Origin of the sequence: Streptomyces sp. NBC_01446, from assembly GCF_026340095.1 — a bacterium.
GTDB lineage: Bacteria > Actinomycetota > Actinomycetes > Streptomycetales > Streptomycetaceae > Streptomyces > Streptomyces aureus.
The window spans coordinates 1-18,307 of the sequence record NZ_JAPEPO010000001.1 but is presented as its reverse complement, the minus strand read 5'-3'; the positions used below and the strand labels follow the sequence as shown (position 1 = coordinate 18,307).

The window sequence follows — 18,307 nt, the reverse complement described above, 5'->3', positions numbered from 1 at the left end:
TATGAGCCCGGATCCACCGGCTTGATTTTGGAGTGATCGTTTCGGGTGGTTCGGGGGCGGTCCGAGGCCGAGCTGCGGATTCGGGCATGGGGTGCCCGCTGGTCTGCCCAGCTTTTCCACATGCTCGGAGGTCTCAGGCCCTTGCGGGCGGGGTGGTCAAGGCTTGTCGACGGCGGGTGGTGGCGCGTGTGCGAGGTCGAAGAGCTGGGTGAAGTCGTCCCGCCAGGGCCAGCGTTGGGGCAGGTGGAGAGTAAGGCGGCGGGCCGAACGTGCCAGCCGAGCAGGCACGTTGATCAGGTGGTCGCGGATTGTGCCGGTGGTCGCCTTGGCGTGGAAGGCGGATGCCAGGGTGCCGGCGGCGCGGGTCAGGTTGTGCGCGAGGGCGGCCAGGGCGAGCCAGGCTGCGTTCGCCTGGAAGTGCCCGGAGGGGGCGTGCGCGAACGGGCCGTTCTTCACATCCGCGATCACCTGTTCCACGACTGCGTGACGCCTGTGATCACGCTCGGCAGCGGCCAGGGAGAGCGGAGAGTTGGTGAACGCGCCGTGATAGCGCCAGGTGTCGAAAAGCGTGCCCTGCCCCTCGGGGATCGCCCCGGGGTTGAGGCGCTTGACGCGGCGCACGATCAGGCGGGCGGTGACCTGCTGATTCTTCGGCTTGGAGGTGAAGGCGGTGTAGGTGGCCTCGGCTATCTCCGCGTCCGAGATCCAGCACTGCCCCTCGTCGTCCCACACCGCCTTCGGGTACTTGACCGCTTTCCATGCGGCTTCGTCGATGCCCGCAATCGCGGCCTTGATCGAGGCGTTCATCCGCACCGTGACGGAGAAGCGGGCATCCAGGGCCCGGCAGGCGCCGATGACGTCGGCGCCGTAGAACGCGGAGTCGGCCCGCACGAGGAGCAGTCCGGTAGCGCCGCTGGCGCGGGCCGTGCGGATGGTCTCGGCGACGAAGGCGGCGGCCCCGCGTGCGGAGTTGGTCGGGCCCTTGCGCAGACGGGTGGCGGCGATCACGGGGGCGGACAGGGGTGTGGAGACGATCCCGAGCAGCGCGTTGAGGCCCTTGACCTTGCTGTATCCGTAACCCGCCCCCTGCTTGGCGTAGCCGTAGGTGCGGCGGATCGTGTCATCGATGTCCACATGGGCGACCGATTCGGCGCCGGACAGCAGCCCGGTGTGCGCGGCCAGTTCGGGCAGGAACCTCCGTGCCACCGCGTGCAGTTGCTTCACGTGCCCGTGAGTGAAGGAACGCAGGAACGAGCCCAGCGTGGACGGCGCCCGCACCCCGGCGAACAGGCGCGGCAGAGCGCCGTGCCGCAACCGGTCCATGTCATCGATGCTGTCCGCGCCCGCGACCATGCCGCCCACCAGCGACATCAGCTTCGCCGCGGGGAAGGCACCCGTGCCGTCCTTCGAGACCGGCAACCGGACGTGTTCGCTGGCCAGCGCGGGCAGTCCGCACCGCTCGGCCAGGCGCACCACCGGCTCCAGTCCGCCGTACCCGACCAGATTCGGATCATCGAACCGTGCGGAGACCTTCGCGGCGGCATGGGAAGATTGCATCTCGGAAGTGCCTTGTCGATCGTGCCTGATGTGGTCCTAGAGAAACCCCATCATCGCAGGTCACAAGGCACTTTCTCGTTTCCCCGAGAGTCATCCACAGACATCAAGCCGGTGGATCCGGGATGAGCCGTTCGCTCGGTCACTGCGCTACGACCGTGTCGGCCTGCCGCTGCCGTTCTCGGTGAGAGCCGTGCGCGCGGCCTGCAGCAGCTCTTCGGAGATCGGGTTGCCCCGGGTGGCGCGGGCGAGGACGAGGGCGCCGACCATGGTACAGAGCTGGACTACGCCGTCGTCATCGCCGGTGGCCAGCCTAGCGGCGCGGTTCCGTACCCCCTTGATGTAGACCTGCTGGGAGCGGGCGGCCTGGTCGGGGTCGCGCCCCAGGTCGGTGGCGAATCCGGAGACGGGGCAGCCGTCCTCGGCGTGATCGCGGTGCCAGATCGAGAGGTACTGCTCGATCAGCGTCCGGCGGGCGGCCTCGTGCTCCTCCGCGTGCTCCTCAGGCGCCATCGGCGAGTGCGCTGCCGGATCCTCGAAGGCGTGGGCGATGGCCTTGTCTACCAGGTCGTCCTTGGAGGCGAACTGCTTGTAGAACGCGCCATGGGAGAGCCCGACCGCTTTCATCAGGTCGGCGATGCTGACCGCGATGCCTCTCTCGCGGAACATCCGGGAGGCGGTGGCCACGACCTCCTGCCGCTTCTCCTGTGCCTGCGCCTTGGACACGCGGCCCACGGAATCACTCTCCTCGAATAGCTGTCACTTGCAATCTATTCTATCCCGGGTTTAGTTTGATGGCGACATCTATTTTGCCGGCGAGGCCACCCGCAGGTCAGGCAGGGCCTTGCGCCGCCTCCCGCAGTCCGAGGCCGACGGCCCCCGCCCGGCAATCGCAGAACCATCGACAGCACTGGAGACGCCCCGTGGCATCACCACCCACTCCCGCCGAGTCCTCGACACCCGCGCCGGCCACGCCATCCGTGCCGCCTTGGCAGCGACGAAGGGTTTCCGAGGTGGTCCACCGCCGGCGCTGGGCCATCCTGGCCGTGCTCTCATGCAGCCTCCTGGTGGTGATGCTGGACAACTCGATCCTCAACGTGGCGATGAAGACCATCGCCCAGCCCGCTCCCACTGGACTGGGCTCCACCCAGAGCCAACTGGAGTGGGCGGTCAACTCCTACACGCTGGTCTTCGCCGGACTGCTCTTCACTGCGGGCCTGCTCGGTGACCGGCTCGGCCGCAAGAAGGTACTGCTCTTCGGCATGCTGGTGTTCGGTGCGGGATCCGCGCTGTCCACGCTGTCGGACTCCTCCGGGCAGCTCATCGCCTTCCGTGCCGTGATGGGCTTCGGCGGTGCCTTCATCCTGCCCGCCACCCTCGCGATCATCATGAATGTCTTCGAGCGCGAGGAGCAGCCCAAGGCCATCGGCATCTGGACCGGCGTGGTCGGTTTCGCCCTGGCCGCCGGCCCGATCGCCGGTGGTGCCCTGCTGCAGCACTTCTGGTGGGGTTCGGTCTTCCTGGTCAATGTGCCGATCGTGATCGTCGCGCTGGTCGCGATGGTGGCGATCGTCCCCGATTCCAAGGACCCCAGGCCCGGCAGGCTCGATCCGGTCGGCGTGCTGCTGTCGATCGCCGGTCTGGCGCTGCTGGTCTACGGCATCATCAAGGGCGGCCAACTGGGCGACTTCACCAGGCCCGAGGCATGGGCGACGATCCTCGCCGGCCTGGCGGTCCTCGCCGGTTTCGTGGTTTACGAGGCCCGCAGCGACCATCCGGCCCTCGACGTCACCTACTTTCGCATCCGGCGGTTCTCCGCGTCCGTCGCCGCCATCGGCCTGGTCTTCTTCGCGCTCATGGGCGTCACGTTCTTCAGCGTCTTCTACAACCAGAGCGTCCGGGGCTACAGCGTCCTGCAGTCCGGTCTGCTTGTGCTGCCGCTGGCCGCCTCCCAGATGTTCTTCGCCCCGCAGGCCCGGCTGGTCGTCGACCGCTTCGGCGCTCGATCCGTGTGCGCCGCCGGTCTCATCCTGACCGCCGTGGCCTTCGCCGGCTTCCTGCTGCTCGGCCAGGACACCCCCATCTGGGTGCTGGAGGTGCTGTTCTTCCTGATGGGCACGGGGATGGCCCATGTGATGCCACCCGCCACAGTCATGATCATGTCGTCGCTTCCGCGGGAGAAGGCCGGCTCCGGATCCGCAGTCAACAACACCTTCCGACAGGTCGGCGGGGCCATGGGCGTCGCCGTCCTGGGATCTCTGCTGTCCACCACCTACCGCAGCGGCATCAACAGCCACCTGAACCGCCTGCCCGCCTCCGACCGGCACGCCGCAGGTGAATCCCTCCAGGCCACCCTGGCCGTCGCCGAGAAGCTGGGACCGGCCGGCAGGGCCCTGGTGCAGCCCGCGCACGGCGCCTTCATCCATGCCATGCACATCACGGCGATAGGGTCCGCGGCCGTCGCCCTGACTGGCGCCGTCGTCGTGCTGGCCTTCCTGCCGGGAAAGGATGCCGCCGTGGCCGCCGGCGGTGACAGGTCCCAGCGCCAGTCCGTCGGAGGCCGACAGTGATCACGAGCCATCCCCCCGAGACACCGGGGGCGACCGTCTGTCCGGGGTGTTCCTGCAGTACCGCTGCCGACACCGGGAAGATCCGCGGCGACATCGATCTGGAGCTGTTCGGCGATCTGATCGCGGGGGCCGGTGCTCTCGCACGCGATGTTACGGGTGGGCTTCTCGCTGGAGCAGGGGTTGTACGGGCGGATGGTCGACACGGTGCCCGCAGGGGTGCGCCCCCGCGGGTGAGGCATGTGTCGGCTTCGGTGCCCCTCACCTCGCCAGGCCAACGCCTTGCTGACAACTCCGCTGACGCTCCGATCACAACACGACTCAGTTATTCCACTACCCCGAAGGAGATCGACTGATGGTTGCCGACAACCTTGTTCTCATCCCCGGTGCCAGCGGCGTGGGCCGTACGGTCTTCGAGCACTTGCAGGCTCGGGATGTGCCGGTGCGTTTCATGGTCCGGCGTGAGGACGAACGTGCGGCCGAGCTGCGGGCGCTCGGCGCGCAGGTCGTCATCGGCGACCTGACCCAGCCCGAGACGGTGGCGGCCGCACTGCAGGGCGTGGCGCGGATGTACTTCGCGATGCGCGTGTCGCCGGACCACCTGCTGGCGGCGACCGTGGTGGCCTCTGTTGCAAAGGAGTACGGGAAGCTGGAGGCACTGGTCGACCTGTCGCAGATGACGGTGTCGCAGATGACCGCCATCAGCACCGCGGAGTCGCACCAGCAGCGGCTTCACTGGCTGGCGGAGCAGGTACTGAACTGGTCCGGCCTGCCCGTGGTGCACATCCGGCCGACGGCGTTTCTGGACACTCCGCTGTTCACCACGATGGCGGCGCGGTCGCTTCAGGAGAACGGCACGATCGCGCTGCCGTTCGGCGCGGGACGCACCTCGCCGGTCTCCGTGGACGACGTCGCCCGGGTCGTCGCCACAGTGCTTCGCGACCCGGCTCCGCACATCGGGCAGGTCTACGAGCTGACCGGGCCGCGCTCGGTCGATATGACGGAGCTGGCCGAGGAGTTCTCGCGGGCGCTGGGCCGTCCGGTGTCCTACGTGGACGTACCCCCCGAGAGGTGGGAGGCCCAGCTCCCGAAGCTGGGGATGCCGCCGCACGTCGCACAGCACGTCGCCACCATGGCCCAGTTGCACCGGGACAACCGATACAACCGCACCGCCGACGGCGTCAAGCGCGTGACGGGCATCCCGGCTCAGTCGATCGAGGCGTTCGTGGCCGCCCGAAAGGACTTCTACCTGGGCTGAGCCGCCCCGGCCAAGACCGGCCCCGGGGTGACTGCCATCGCGGAGCCGGCCAGGCCCCGGCCTTGACCACCCGACCAGCTCTCACGCTGCTGCGCAACCGTCAGCGCCACCCGCACCCAGCTCGGCACCCATGTCTTCGTGCACGCCACCGACTGGCGCCTGCGCGCCCTTGACCCCCGCCAGCGGGCTCACATCACCGCCGAACGCCCGGCCAGGTCGCCGTCGACGCCCCAGACGTTCACCGCGCGGGACCGGCTCCTCAGCGTGCGCCTCGGGGCCGACGGCCGTACGTCGCTCACGGACCTCGCGCAGGAGCTGGGCGTCGGGATCACCACCGTACGAAAGCGTCTCGCCCTCCTCATCGCCAACGAGGACCTGGAGCTGCGCTGCGAAGTGGCTCAACCCCTATGCGGCTGGCCGATCTCCACCTCGATCTGGGCCCATGCCCGGATCGACGACCGCGACGCCCTGAACAGACTGTTGGCCGCCGTACCAGAGATCCGGGCGTGCATCGGCCTCGCCGGGGGTACGGCGAACCTGCTCATCAGCGTCTGGCTCCGCTCCCTCACCGAGGCCCGCGGCCTCGAATCCCGCCTCACCAGCGCACTGCCCCAGCTGAAGGTGCTGGACCAGGCCGTCTCGCTGCGCTTCGTCAAGCGCATGGGCCGCATCCTCGACCCGGCAGGCCGCAGCGTGAGCACCGTCCCCATGGACATCTGGTCCGATCCTTCCTGAAGCCATGCGTCACAGCGGACTACGGCCGCCACGCCGCAGCTCCCGGTGCCGGGCCAGGGTCTTGAGGGCGAGGTCCTTGAGCAGGTCGTCGTCGACTTCCACGGCATCCGCGGCGTTCTTCAGGAGCCGGGCGTGCAAGTCCTTCGCCACGTCGGCCAGTTGACGGTCGTCTGCCAGGTTGACCGCCTCGTCGGGGTCGGCGACGTGGTCGATCAGGACGAGGTCCTCCTCCTCGCTGTCGCGTGGTGGGCGGCCGTCGATCCGGACGGTGGCGTCGAGGCGGTAGCGGTCGGTGCGGATGCACGAGCGGCGGGGCCAGCCTCGGCCGTCGTCGTAGGTTCCGTGCTGTTGGTTGGGGAAGGCCCGGCTCCATGGTGCGCCGTAGCCGATGGTCGAGAAGATCCCGGTCGGTGCCGGGTCGTGGAAGAGGTCGCGTCCGTCGAACGACTCCGGTGCCTCGATGCCGCACAGCCCGAACAGGGTCCGGGCCAGGTCGAGCGACTGGGCCAGGTCGGTGCGGACCTGGCGCGCGAGGCGTCCGGGTGCGCTGATGATCAGCGGCACCCGGTGGGAGCCGCGGGCGAAGGTGTGTTTGCCGTACGCCCCGTTCTCGCCGAGGTGGGCGCCGTGGTCCGAGGTGAGGACGACGACGGTGCGGTCCGCAACTCCCTTGGCGCGCAAGGCGTCCATGAGGACGGCGAGTTGGGCGTCGACCCAGCTGACCAGGTTGTGGTACGCCGCGTGGGCCCGGCGGGCCACGGCCGGGTCGGCGTCCTGGCCGCCGCCGCTGACTTCGGCGAAGCGCCGCTCGAACCGGCTCACCGGCGCCCGTGAGCCGGGGAGCACGTCCGGGAAGTCCTCGGGCCTGTGCACCTGCCCGTACGCGTGCGGAACGATCACCGGAGTGTGCGGCTGGAGGAAGGAAGCCCGTACGAGGAAGGGTTCCTGGGCCTGTGCGATCCAGGCGGCGGCGTTCTCCGTGACTTGGGCGGGGCCGTACGGCTGTCCTTCGGGGAGCGTGCCGGCGACGACCGTCTTCCCGTTCGGGGTGACCGTCAGGGCGCAGTCCGCCGGGTCCCGGCCGCTGAGCGGGTCGCGCATGGCGCCGCCGGCGGGGTCGTGCAACTGCCACGGGGTCAGCCCGGCCGGGATGTGTTCCTTGCCAAAACTGGCCGTGCGGTAGCCGTGGCGGGCGAAGACCTCCGGGAAGGTGGTCAGGCCCGGTGGCAGCGGGAAGCCGTCGGCGTATGCCTCGTTGTGGTAGACGCCGGTGCGCTCGGGTGGCTGACCGGTGAGCAGGGCGGTACGGGAGGGCACGCAGACTGGGGAGTTGGTGTAGCACTCCTTGAACACGGCTCCGGATGCCGCGAGTTCGTCGATGGCGGGCGTGTGCGGGCGGAAGGGGCCTGTGGCGTAGCAGCCGAGCGCGTCTGCGCGCAGCTCGTCGCAGTACAACCACAGGACGTTGAGAGGCCCGGCGGGCGGGGCGGACTGCATGGAAGTGGAGTGCCTTTCGTGGAGTGCCGTCATGGAGGCGGCCGGGTCTCAGGCGTCCTTGGCGGGTACGGCGATGACGGCCGAGAGGCGGGTGTCGGCGACGCTGTGGCCGGCCAGTACCTGGTACTCGCCGGGGATCGTCGTCCAGCCACCGGTGTTCTCGTCCCAGAGGATGAACGCGCGCTCGGGAAGCGGGATTTCGGCCGTTGCGGCCTCGCCCGGATCCGCGGCGACGGAGGCGAATCCCGCGAGGCAGCGCTCCGGCCGTTCCACGGTGTCGGGCCGGGTGGGGGCGACGTAGAGCTGGACCACTTCCCGGCCGGTGCGGTCGCCGGTGTTGCGCAGCCGGATGCGGGCCGTGGTGGTGTCCGTGATCTCGATGTGCTCGTACGTCCAGTCGGTGTAGCCGAGTCCGTGGCCGAATGGGTAGGCGGGGGCGGTGGCGTGGCGTTGCCAGGCGCGGTAGCCGATGAAGACGCCCTCGTCGTAGCGCAGGACGCCGTCGGTGGGGGTGACCTGGGTGACGGGGGCGTCGGTGAGGCGGGCGGGCCAGGTGGTGGGCAGGCGGCCGCCCGGCTCGGCGTGGCCGAGGAGCACATCGGCCAGGGCCGCACCGCCCTCCTGCCCGGGGAACCAGCTCAGCAGTACCGCGGCGACGTCCTCGCGCCACGGCATCTCCACGGGGGCGCCGGAGTTGACGATCACGACGGTGCGCTGGTTGGCGGCGGCGACGCGGGCGACGAGTTCGTCCTGGCGCCCCGGCAGGCGCAGGGTGACGCGGTCGAAGCCCTCGCTCTCGACGTGTTCGGTGGTGGCGACCACGACGACCGCGACATCGGCGGCGGACGCGGCGGCGACCGCCTCCTCCATGAGCTGGTCGCCGTCGCGTTCCGGCGCCCGGTGGGCGAGGCCGAAGGCGACACCGCGCAGCGGGCCGATGGCGCCCTTGGGTGTGCGGTTGAGGAGCCTGACGGTGACCGGGCGGCCCCCTTCCAGGTCCGCGGAGCCGCGCGGCACACAACGGCCGATCAGGACCGCGTCCATCGGGTCCGCGGAATCCGGGTCGTCCACGCCTTCGTACACGACGCTGCCGTCCACGGTGAGCCGGAAGTCGCCGATGCCACGCGTGCCGAAGTGGTGCGTGCCGCTGTCGCGTGGCGTGAAGGTGCCGGTGACCTCGACCGAGTCCAGAGCCTCGAAGTCGACGCCGTCGGGCAGTGCGTCGGCCGTCCAGCGCAGGTTGCCGACCGGCAGCGGGCACTCGGCGAGAACCGATCCGTGCGCGTCCCGCAGGACGGCACGGAGCGTGAACTCTTCCGCCGCGATGGAGAGTTCGTTGTCCGGGTCGGCGCCCAGGGCATAGTCGAGTGCTACGTCGTCCGGGAGCGCGGCGCGCAGTCCGTCCAGCGGCGAGACCACATGGGCGGGGAAGACCGTGGCGGAGCCGCCGCCGAGGATGCGGGCGTCGCGGGCGGCCCGGCCGATGAGCACGATGCGGGGCGTGCTGGAAGTGTCCAGCGGCAGCGTCCGGTCGCGGTTCTCCAGCATCACGATCGACCGGGTGGCGATCTCTCGGGCCACGGCCTCCCCGTCCACGGGCGCGGGGCGGTCGTCCTGCCCCACGACGGGCGGGGCGCCCTTCAGCAGGCCGAGGCGTGCGGCGAGCAGTAGGACGTGCCGTACGGCGGTGTCCACCGTGGACTCCGCCACCCGGCCGTCGCGCACGGCGGCGGCGAGCGCGGGGCCGAAGACGGTGAAGGGGCCCGGCATGGCGATGTCGAGTCCGCCCTCGATGGCCCGCACGGTGTCCCGGGCGGCCAGCCAGTCGGAGACGACGACGCCGTCGAAGCCCCACTCCTTGCGCAGGACGCCGATCTGGAGCGGGCGGTGCTCCGTCATGGTGGATCCGTTGACGGAGTTGTAGGCGGACATCAGCGCCCAGGGCCGGGCCGTGGCGATGATCTCCTCGAACGGGGCGAGGTAGAGCTCGCGCAGGGCGCGGGCGCCGACCTGGTTGTCGACGGTGAAGCGTTCGGTCTCGGCGTCATTGGCGACGAAGTGCTTGACGGTGGCGGCGACGCCGCTCTCCTGGAGGCCCGTGACGTAGCCCGCGCCGATGCGGACCGTGAGCAGCGCGTCCTCCGCGTACGACTCGAAGTGGCGGCCGCCCAGCGGGGAGCGGTGCAGATTGACGGTGGGGGCGAGCAGGACGTGCACGCCCTTGCGGTGGGCCTCCTGCGCGAGGGCACGGCCGGCCGTGCGGGCCAGCTCCGGGCTCCAGGTGGCGGCAAGCGCGGTGGGGCTGGGCAGGGTGAGGGCCGGGTCGTCGGGGTCGAACTCGGGTCCTCGCACGCCGACGGGTCCGTCCGACATGACCACGGACTCCAGGCCGATCTCCGGGACGGCCGGCAGGGACCACAGGTCCTGGCCGGCCAGCAGGCGCGTCTTCGTGTCGAGGTCGAGGCGGCCCAGGGCGGCCTCGACATCGGCAGCGTAGTCGGGCTGATCGGGGTGGTTCATCGTTGGTTCCCTTGCGTGGGTGCGGGGATCATTTACGACCGGGCGGGTGCGGCCGGGGCGGGCAGGGCCACGTCGGGCCGGCGCGGGTCGGGATCGGCCGGGATGAAGTCGGAGGTCTCCACCAGCCAGCGCAGCACGGCGTCGTGCAGGCGCCGTTCCACGTCGGCGCGTTCGGGGCGGCCCGCGAGGTTGGTGCGCTCGTGCGGGTCCTCGGCGCGGTGGTACAGCTCGGGCTGCTCGTACAGGCGCCACACGTACGTCCACTCCCGGTCCCGGGCGGCGACGGCTTTGCCCACCAAGGTCGGGTCCTGGTGCTGGAGGTCGGACTTCAGGTCGTAAGGGAAGCCTGCGCGCTCCATCTGCGGTTCCTCGTCGACGGTGAACCCGCCCTCGGTGAAGGCGAGTTCACGGTGTGGCGCCGAGGGGTCGCTCAGCAGCGGCAGCAGGCTGCGGCCGAAGTGGCGGTGGGGTGCGGGCACGCCCGCGAGGTCGAGCACGGTGGGCAGGACGTCGACCATCTCCACCATCGCGGCGCACTCCTGGCCGCCTTCGCCGAGCCCGGCACCGCTGATGATCAGCGGGTCGCGGGTGATGCAGTCGTGCATCGCGGACGGCCACTTCTCGATCACCCCGTGATCGCCGAGGTACTCGCCGTGGTCGGCGAAGAAGAGGGTGACGGTGTCGTCCGCCGCGCCCGCCTGCTCAACTGCCCTGGAAATGCGGCCGATCTGGTCATCGAGGCGGGACACCATGCCGTAGTACGTGGCCACGACCTCGCGCCACTGTTCGGGGGTGACCTCGTCCAGGCCGTGGGCTTCGCGGACGGCGCGCAGGTAGCGCGGTTCACCGGAGGGATCGCCGGGCGGGGCCGGGTCGGGCACCGCGCCGCGGTCGAACCGGGAGAACCACGGCTCCTCCACCTGGAACGGGCAGTGCGGCGCCACCAGCGGCACGAACAGCACCCAGGGCCGGTCCCGCGGGGGCTCGCGCAGCCACTGTTCGGCGGTGCGCACCGCGGCCTCGTCGAAGTCGATCCCGCCGTCGTCGGGGACCCGGCCCCGGTAGAACAGCCGGGACCAGACGCCCTCGGGGTAGTCCCCGCCGTGGAGCCGGGTGGGCCAGGTCGAGAAGCCGTACTCGTCGACGCTGGACTCGGTGACGCCGGGCGCGAAGGTGTCGCCGCGCATTCCGGCCCACGTGACGTGGTAGCCGGCGTCCTTGAGGACGCGCAGGAGGTTCGGCTCGTGGTCCTTGAGCAGATGGGTGAGGGTGCGGTGGCCCGCGGTGTGCGGGTACCAGCCGGTGAGGATCGAGGCGCGGCTGGGCGAGCAGACCGGGTGCTGGACGTAGGCGTTGCTGAAGCGCGTGCCGCGCGCGGCGAGCGCGTCTAGATGCGGGGTGTCCGCGTGCACGTTGCCGAAGGCGCCGAGCGCGTCCGCACGCAGCTGGTCCGGCATGAGGATCAGGAAGTTGGGGCGGGCGGTGCGGGTGCTCATGAGGCGTTCTCCGGGTGCGGGGCCTGGACGATCTCGGTCACGGTGGTCATGCCTGCTTCGCTCCTCCGATGGTGGCGGCGGCGCGGCGGGCCAGCTCCGACCGGACGGCGGCGGCGTCGCGCACGTAGGGCCGGTAGAGCAGCGTCACCAGGGCGCCGTTGGCCAGCATGAGGACGACAGCCAGCCACAGGAATGCCGTCTGCAGGCCGAACGCGTCGCCGAGGTAGCCGACCAGGAGAGAACTGATGGCCCACCCGGCGGCCTCGACGGAGAGCATCAACGCGAAGGCCGCACTGCGCAGTTCGGGCAGCACTACCGACATCACCACCGGCCGGTTGATGCCGGGATTGACGCTCTGCACGCCGCCCACCAGGCCGAACACCACCATGTACACCCACATCGGACCCCAGTCGATCTGGGTGGCGGCGTAGGCGACCACGGCATAGGCGACGATCGCCGTCTGCATGGCCGCGATCCGGCCGGTGCGCGGGTGCCGCCGGTGGACCCGGTCGGCGACGAAGCCGCCGAGGAACGTGCCGAGCAGGTAGGTGACGGTGACGGCCGGTGTCACCAGGGAGGCGGTGGCGTTGGTGAAGCCGCGCTCGTCGACCAGGAAGGTGACTCCGAAGCTGATCAGGATGAACTGCCCGGTGGTCAGGCGTTGTACGCAGATCAGCAGCAGGGTGCGGTTGCGCAGCAGGCCGCGGAACTGGGCCCGGGTCAGCCGGGCCACGGCGGCCGGTCCGGAGCCGGCGCCGTCCCTGGCGCCGACGCCCGGGTCGCGGAGGAAGGCGAGGATCAGCACGCCGAAGACCACCTGGACGGTGCCGGAGGCGAAGAATCCGTACCGCCAGCCGTTCTCCACGTCCGAGAGCAGGCCGAGCAGCGGACCCGTGATACCGAGGCCCAGCGCCGCGATGCCGTACAGCACACCGGCCGCGCGGCCGCGGTCGGCGTCGTCGAAGAGGTCGGCCACCAGGCCGTTGACGAGCGGTCCGCCGCCCGCGATCCCGGCGGAGGCGATGGTGCCCAGTACGAGGAGCTGGACGAAGTTCTGGGCCAGGCCCATGGCCGCGGTCCACACGCCCCAGAATCCGCAGCACACGGCGAGGACGTTCTTGCGCGGCCATCGGCGGGCCAGCGCGACCCAGAGGGGCCCGGCGACGGCGTGGGCCAGCTTGCTCGCGGCGACCAGCTGGCCGAGCGCGGCGAGCGGAAGCCCGAGGGAGGCGCGCAGCGCGGGAAAGAGGACGGACTGGACACTGGACTCGCTGTTGTCCACATTCAGCAGCCCACCCAGGAGGGCGAGTTGACGCCATCGGCGAGGGGCGCCGGGCGGTGGCGCCTTCGTGGGCGGCGGGACGGATCGCACGGGTACGGGCGGCACTGGTGGTACGGCATCGGTGGGCATCTCGGCTCCTTTGCCGGTGCGGGGTGCGTGCGCGGGTGGGGAGGCTCAGCCGCCCTGCTGGGTGGGAGTGCGCTGGTCACGGGTCTGCAGCAGGTGGACCCAGCGTTCGAGGAGCTCCGCGGTGCGGGGCCGGTCGGGGGCATGCCAGGACACGGGGATGTTCAGCGTGGCGAGGCGCTGCTCCAGGTCGTCGGCGAGGTGGGCGCGGTCGGTGGCGCGCAGGTGCGCGGCGTAGCGGGCGGGGTCGTTGTAGTACGTGGGCCCGGTCTGCAGGGTGGTCTGCATGGGGTCGGGCAGGGCGCCGGGGCGGCCCGCGTACTCGTGCCACCACTCGGCGAGATGAGACCGCATCAGTGCCACGAGGTCGGGCTCGTCGTCCCTCAAGTCCCGTGTCAGGTATGGGTCCTTGGTGACGTCGAAGAGCTGCTCCCACTCGGTACGGAAGCTGCCGGGGTGGTAGGTGCGGATGTAGAGGTGGTCGCGGGTGCGGACGGCGCGCTGGTAGGTGTGGGCGCCGTGGCCGAGGACGAGGTACTCGCGCGAGTCGATGTGCTCGCCGCGGACCGCGGGTGCGAACGACTCTCCCTGCCATCCGGCCGGGACGTCCAAGCCGAGCAAATCGCACAGGGTCGGGGCGAGGTCGATGTTGTAGAGGAGGGCGTCGTTGCGGCGGGCCTCCTCGGGCAGCCGGTCGGTGAGCCCTGGCCAGTGCACGATCAGCGGGACGCGTTGGACGGGCTCACTGGCGTGCCCGTGCTCGGCGTACGAGCCCAGCTCGCCGAAGGACTCCCCGTGGTCGGCACTGACGATCACCGCGGTGTCGTCGGCGATGCCCAACTCCTCCAGTGCGGCCATGAGTTGACCGAAGTGGTGGTCCCAGTAGGAGATGGCGCCGTCGAAGCCGTTGATCAGGTGCTCGAAGTCGGCGCGGGAGCTGATCGCGTCCGGCATGTTGTGCGGGACGGGCGAGGTGCCCGCGCCGCGGATCGAGTAGTGCAGGTCGAGAGCGCTGCGCGGGCCGTACACCTCGGCGTGCGCGGCGATCGTCTCCTCGTCCGGCCAGGACTGCACGGGCCCCGAAGCGGCCATCTCCTCGGTCCACTCGGCGGGCTGCGTGTAGTTGGTGTGCGGGTCCCAATAGGTCAGGTGCAGATACCAGTTGTCGTCGTCGGCGTGCCGGCGCAGCCAGTCGATCGCGGCGCGGTTGACGTCGTGCGCCTCCTCGTCACCCATCCGGTCGGTGGCGCGGATCGACTCGCGGAAGTTGGCGTGGAAGAAGTACGCGCGGTGGCGTTCGGCGAAGACCGACACGGCGGCGGTGTAGTACCCGCCGAAGCCGAGGCGTTGGCCGAGCAGTGGCCGGTCGGGCTCGGGGCCGTGCCCGGCGTCGAGCCGGAACTGGGCGGCCGGGCCGAAGTGCCCGATCACCCCGTTCGTGATGCCGAACTGGCCGCTGGTCAGCGCGGTGCGGGACGGCAGGCACGGAGAGTCGGAGCAGTAGTAGCGGTCGAAGGTGACGGACTTGTCGGCGAGCTTCTGCAGGTTGGGGGTGGTGGGCCGGTGATATCCGTACGGGGTGGTGTGGTCGGCGCGGAGGGTGTCCACGTCGACGTAGATGATGCGCATATGTGCGGCTCCCGGTCGGGGATCGGGCAAGGGGCGACCGCCACGTGGCGGTGCGGCTCGCCACGTGCTGCGGAAGCGGTATGGGGGATGTCGAGGAGGGGCCAGGTGGGGCGGGGTCAGCGGCCGAGCCGCGCCTCCAGGCGGGCCTCGGTCAGCTGGAGCCAGGCGATGTAGGAGGCCGCGAACGCGTAGCCGTGCTCGTGGGCCATGGTGTGCACCTCGCGGGCCCAGTCCCCGTCGAGGCCGTCGATCTGCGGCTCGTACGGGTCTGGGACGTACAGCGTGGCGCTGAGCGCGTCGTGCTTGAGCCGGTATGCCAGCTCGGTGCGTACGACGTCCAGGGCGATCTCGGGGTCGAGCTGCCCGGCGAAGATGAAGCGCAGTTTGAACTCGGGGTCCATGGGGCGCGGCGACGGCTCGTACGGGGAACGCGCCCACGCGAGCAGCGCCTGTTCGCCCACCTCGGTGAGCCGGTAGACCTTGGCGTCCGGGCGGCCCTCGCGCGGGTCGACATCGAAGTCCACCCAGCCGCGCTCCACCAGGGTGCCGAGCCTGCGGTAGATCTGCGGCAGCTTGACGCCGTAGCCAATGTAGCGGCCCGGACCCTCCATCCAGCGACGCAGGTCATAGCCGGACAGGCGGCGAAGCGCCAGCGCACCGAGGATCACGTAGTCGAGCTGCATCCGAACCTCTTATGTTCGCAGGAACCTAGCTAGGCTCAGATTCACCCGTCGCCCGGATGGTGTCAAGAGTCTTCACGCGGGTGCAACACAGCGGAAACCCGCGTGTCCGCTGGAGCTGTCCGGACTGTTGGCGGTGCGGGCCGCGACGCGGTAGCGGTTGCAGTACGAGACGTGGCACATGTGCGAGCCGCCACGGATCACCTTGTCCGAACCGCCGCGCGGGCCTTGGGGGTTGACGAGCGGCCGGGCGGATCCGTGGTCCGTGGTCCACCAGTCGGCGCACCACTCCCACGCGTTGCCGGAGGTGTTGTACAGGCCGAAGTCATTGGGCTCGAAGGCGTCGACGGGGGCCGTGCCGCGATATCCGTCGACGGCGGTGTTCTTCGTGGGGAAGGTGCCGCGCCAGATGTTGCAGCGGTGGCTGCCGTCGGGGTCGAGCTGGTCACCCCAGGGGTAACGCCGTTGTTCGAGCCCTCCGCGGGCGGCGTACTCCCACTCGGCCTCGGTCGGCAGCCGCTTGCCCGCCCACGCGGCGTACGCGGCGGCGTCGTTCCAGGACACGTGCACGACTGGGTGGTCACCGCGCCCCTCCAGCGTGCTGCCGGGTCCCTCCGGCCGGTCCCAGGCGGCGCCCCGTACCCCGCACCACCAGGGGGTTCGCTCGGGCCGGGGAGCGCCGCGCCGCAGAGCCGCCGGCAGGAAGCCGGCGAACACGTACGACCAGCCGATGCGCTCGGCGTCGGTGCGGTACCCGGTGGCCTCGACGAACGTCGCGTACTGCTCGTTGGTCACCGCGCACACGTCGATGCGGAACGGGTCGAGCCGCACCGCCCGCACCGGCCCCTCGCCGTCCCCGGCGAAGCCCTCGGCGTCGTCCGCGCCCATCAGGAACTCGCCGCCCGGCAGCGACACCATCCTCCGCCCGTCGCGCACCCGGCCCGGTGCCGCGGTCAGGGGTACGGCCACGGAGGCGGCCGCCGGTCCTCCGCCGGTCGGCATGCAGCAGCGTGCGGGGGCGCGGGTATCGCTCATCTCGGCTCTGATCCTCCGGGTACCGGGGGTTGTCTCCGTCGACAACCCCGACCTATGTTCGTATGCACATAAGCACGGGGAATCGTGGCAGGGGAAGAGGCTCGATGAAAGCCATCATGGTCGTGTTCGACACGCTCAACCGGCGCTTCCTGCCGCCTTACGGGGCACAGGAAATCCATGCCCCGAACTTCACGCGCCTCGCCGAGCGCACGGCCACCTTCGACACCTGCTACGCGGGCTCCATGCCGTGCATGCCGGCCCGCCGCGAACTGCACACCGGCCGCCACAACTTCCTGCACCGCAGCTGGGGCCCGCTCGAACCCTTCGACGACTCGATGCCCCAGATCCTCGGTGAACACGACGTCCACACCCACCTGGTGACGGACCATCAGCACTACTGGGAGGACGGCGGCGCCACCTATCACGGCCGCTACCGCACCTTCGAGTTCTTCCGCGGCCAGGAGGGCGACCCCTGGAAGGGGCACGTGGCCGACCCCGACATTCCCGACGCCGTCCGCGTGCGCCGCGGGGAGGGCTGGCGACAGGACTGGATCAACCGCCAGTACCTCGCGGACGAGGCCGACCACCCGCAGACCCGCACCTTCGACGCGGGCCTGGAGTTCCTGTACACCAACCACGCCGAGGACGACTGGTTCCTGCAGATCGAGACGTTCGACCCGCACGAGCCGTTCTTCAGCTACGCCCGCCACAAGCAGCACTACGCGCACGCCTACGACGGCCCTCACTTCGACTGGCCCGACTACAAACAGGTCAGCGAGAGTGACGAACAGGTCGACCACGCCCGCCGCGAGTACGCGGCCCTGCTGTCCATGTGCGACGCCTCCCTGGGCCGAGTCCTCGACACCATGGACGAACTCGCTCTGTGGGACGACACGTTGCTGATAGTCTGCACCGACCACGGCCTGCTGCTCGGAGAGCACGGCTGGTGGGGCAAGAACGTCCAGCCCTGGTACGACGAGACCATCCACACCCCTCTGTTCATCTGGGACCCGCGCAGCCGCGTCCAGGGCGAGCGCCGCACCTCTCTCGTCCAGACCATCGACCTGGCACCGACGCTCCTGGACCACTTCGGCCTCGCCCCCACCCCCAACATGCAGGGCCACCCGCTGCAGCGGACCGTCACCGACGACACCCCCGTACGCGAAGCGGGCCTGTTCGGCGCCTTCGGCGGCCACGTCAGCGTCACCGACGGCCGCCACGTCTACATGCGGGCGAGCGCGGAGCGGACCAACCAGCCCCTGCACGAGCACACCCTCATGCCCACCCACATGCGCGGCCGCTTCGCCCCCGCCGAGCTCAAGGGCGCCGAACTGGTACCACCGTTCTCTTTCACCAAAGAGGTGCCGCTGCTGAAGGTGCCGGGCCACGCCATGTCCAACCCGTACGCCTTCGGAACCCTGCTCTACGACCTGGAAACCGACCCCGAGCAGCAACACTCGCTCGTCGACGACGCGTTGGAGCTGCGCATGGCGACGCTGCTGACCGACCTGCTGAGGACCTCGGACGCTCCGCGGGAGCAGTACGTGCGGCTCGGACTGCCGGAGTCGGGCCCGGTCACCGAAGCGCATCTGCTCGCCCGGACGCAGCGCCCCCAGGTGGAGGCGTCCACCGAACCCCCGCCCCGCCCGGAGGACTTCCCCCCAGGCCCGCTCAGCGTCCACGTACCGCTGCGTGACCTGCTCGCGCACACCGAGGGCGAACGCATCCTGCGGGCGCACTTCGCGGCACTCCTGGATGGGCCGTTCGCCCGCATGGCCGCGGAGTTGTCCCTGCTCCAGATCGCCACGTTCGCGGTCGGCCTCGTCCCCCGCGACCTGCTCCGGGCCATCGCCACTGAACTCGCCGCCGCGTCGTCGCCAGAATTGGGGACCTTCTCGACCTTGACGGCGAACGCGGTCCAGTCGTAG

At 70.4% G+C, this 18,307-nt stretch carries 13 protein-coding genes; 4 read left to right on the top strand and 9 right to left on the bottom strand.

The features are described 5' to 3' along the window. Nucleotides 1-156: 156 nt before the first annotated feature. Both OG456_RS00065 and OG456_RS00060 read right to left on the bottom strand, forming a co-directional pair. Nucleotides 157-1,557: an IS1380 family transposase gene (locus tag OG456_RS00065; protein WP_266555873.1), complete on the bottom strand. Its 1,401-nt coding sequence runs from the start codon at nt 1,555-1,557 to the stop codon at nt 157-159. A 147-nt stretch (nt 1,558-1,704) separates the two neighbouring features. Beyond that, entirely contained in the window at nt 1,705-2,289 is a 585-nt protein-coding gene (locus tag OG456_RS00060; protein ID WP_266555872.1) for a TetR/AcrR family transcriptional regulator, read from the bottom strand. A gap of 278 nt (nt 2,290-2,567) precedes the next feature. On the opposite strand from OG456_RS00060, the gene OG456_RS00055 reads away from it, so the two are divergent. The 3 genes from OG456_RS00055 to OG456_RS00045 all read left to right on the top strand — a co-directional run bounded on the left by OG456_RS00055 (nt 2,568) and on the right by OG456_RS00045 (nt 6,114). Further along, a complete protein-coding gene (locus OG456_RS00055; RefSeq protein ID WP_266555870.1) occupies nt 2,568-4,124 on the top strand; it encodes an MFS transporter in 1,557 nt (518 codons plus the stop codon). Nucleotides 4,125-4,476: 352 nt separating this feature from the next. Then, nucleotides 4,477-5,379 (top strand): NmrA family NAD(P)-binding protein, encoded by a 903-nt coding sequence (locus OG456_RS00050; RefSeq protein ID WP_266555868.1) that lies wholly within the window; start codon nt 4,477-4,479, stop codon nt 5,377-5,379. A 138-nt stretch (nt 5,380-5,517) separates the two neighbouring features. Next, complete coding sequence (locus OG456_RS00045) at nt 5,518-6,114, top strand: Lrp/AsnC family transcriptional regulator (protein WP_266555866.1); 597 nt, start codon at nt 5,518-5,520, stop codon at nt 6,112-6,114. Between the two features lie 9 nt (nt 6,115-6,123). Here the strand turns inward: OG456_RS00045 and OG456_RS00040 are convergent, their stop codons facing one another. The 7 genes from OG456_RS00040 to OG456_RS00010 form a co-directional block, all read right to left on the bottom strand. Further along, a complete protein-coding gene (locus OG456_RS00040) occupies nt 6,124-7,611 on the bottom strand; it encodes a sulfatase (protein ID WP_266555864.1) in 1,488 nt (495 codons plus the stop codon). Between the two features lie 48 nt (nt 7,612-7,659). Continuing rightward, complete coding sequence (locus OG456_RS00035) at nt 7,660-10,131, bottom strand: glycoside hydrolase family 3 protein (RefSeq protein WP_266555862.1); 2,472 nt, start codon at nt 10,129-10,131, stop codon at nt 7,660-7,662. Nucleotides 10,132-10,163: 32 nt separating this feature from the next. Continuing rightward, nucleotides 10,164-11,627 (bottom strand): sulfatase-like hydrolase/transferase, encoded by a 1,464-nt coding sequence (locus tag OG456_RS00030; RefSeq protein ID WP_266555860.1) that lies wholly within the window; start codon nt 11,625-11,627, stop codon nt 10,164-10,166. Between the two features lie 46 nt (nt 11,628-11,673). Further along, nucleotides 11,674-13,038: an MFS transporter gene (locus OG456_RS00025; protein ID WP_116505662.1), complete on the bottom strand. Its 1,365-nt coding sequence runs from the start codon at nt 13,036-13,038 to the stop codon at nt 11,674-11,676. Nucleotides 13,039-13,083: 45 nt separating this feature from the next. Beyond that, nucleotides 13,084-14,664, bottom strand: a complete 1,581-nt coding sequence (locus tag OG456_RS00020) for a sulfatase (protein ID WP_266555857.1) — start codon at nt 14,662-14,664, stop codon at nt 13,084-13,086. Nucleotides 14,665-14,780: 116 nt separating this feature from the next. Next, a complete protein-coding gene (locus OG456_RS00015) occupies nt 14,781-15,347 on the bottom strand; it encodes a PadR family transcriptional regulator (RefSeq protein WP_116505658.1) in 567 nt (188 codons plus the stop codon). 72 nt (nt 15,348-15,419) lie between these two features. Further along, a complete protein-coding gene (locus tag OG456_RS00010) occupies nt 15,420-16,262 on the bottom strand; it encodes a formylglycine-generating enzyme family protein (RefSeq protein WP_266568940.1) in 843 nt (280 codons plus the stop codon). 221 nt (nt 16,263-16,483) lie between these two features. Here OG456_RS00010 and OG456_RS00005 point away from each other — a divergent pair, with 221 nt between their 5' ends. Further along, nucleotides 16,484-18,307 carry a sulfatase-like hydrolase/transferase gene (locus OG456_RS00005; RefSeq protein ID WP_266555853.1) on the top strand — a complete coding sequence of 608 codons (1,824 nt, stop codon included), beginning with the start codon at nt 16,484-16,486 and terminating at the stop codon, nt 18,305-18,307.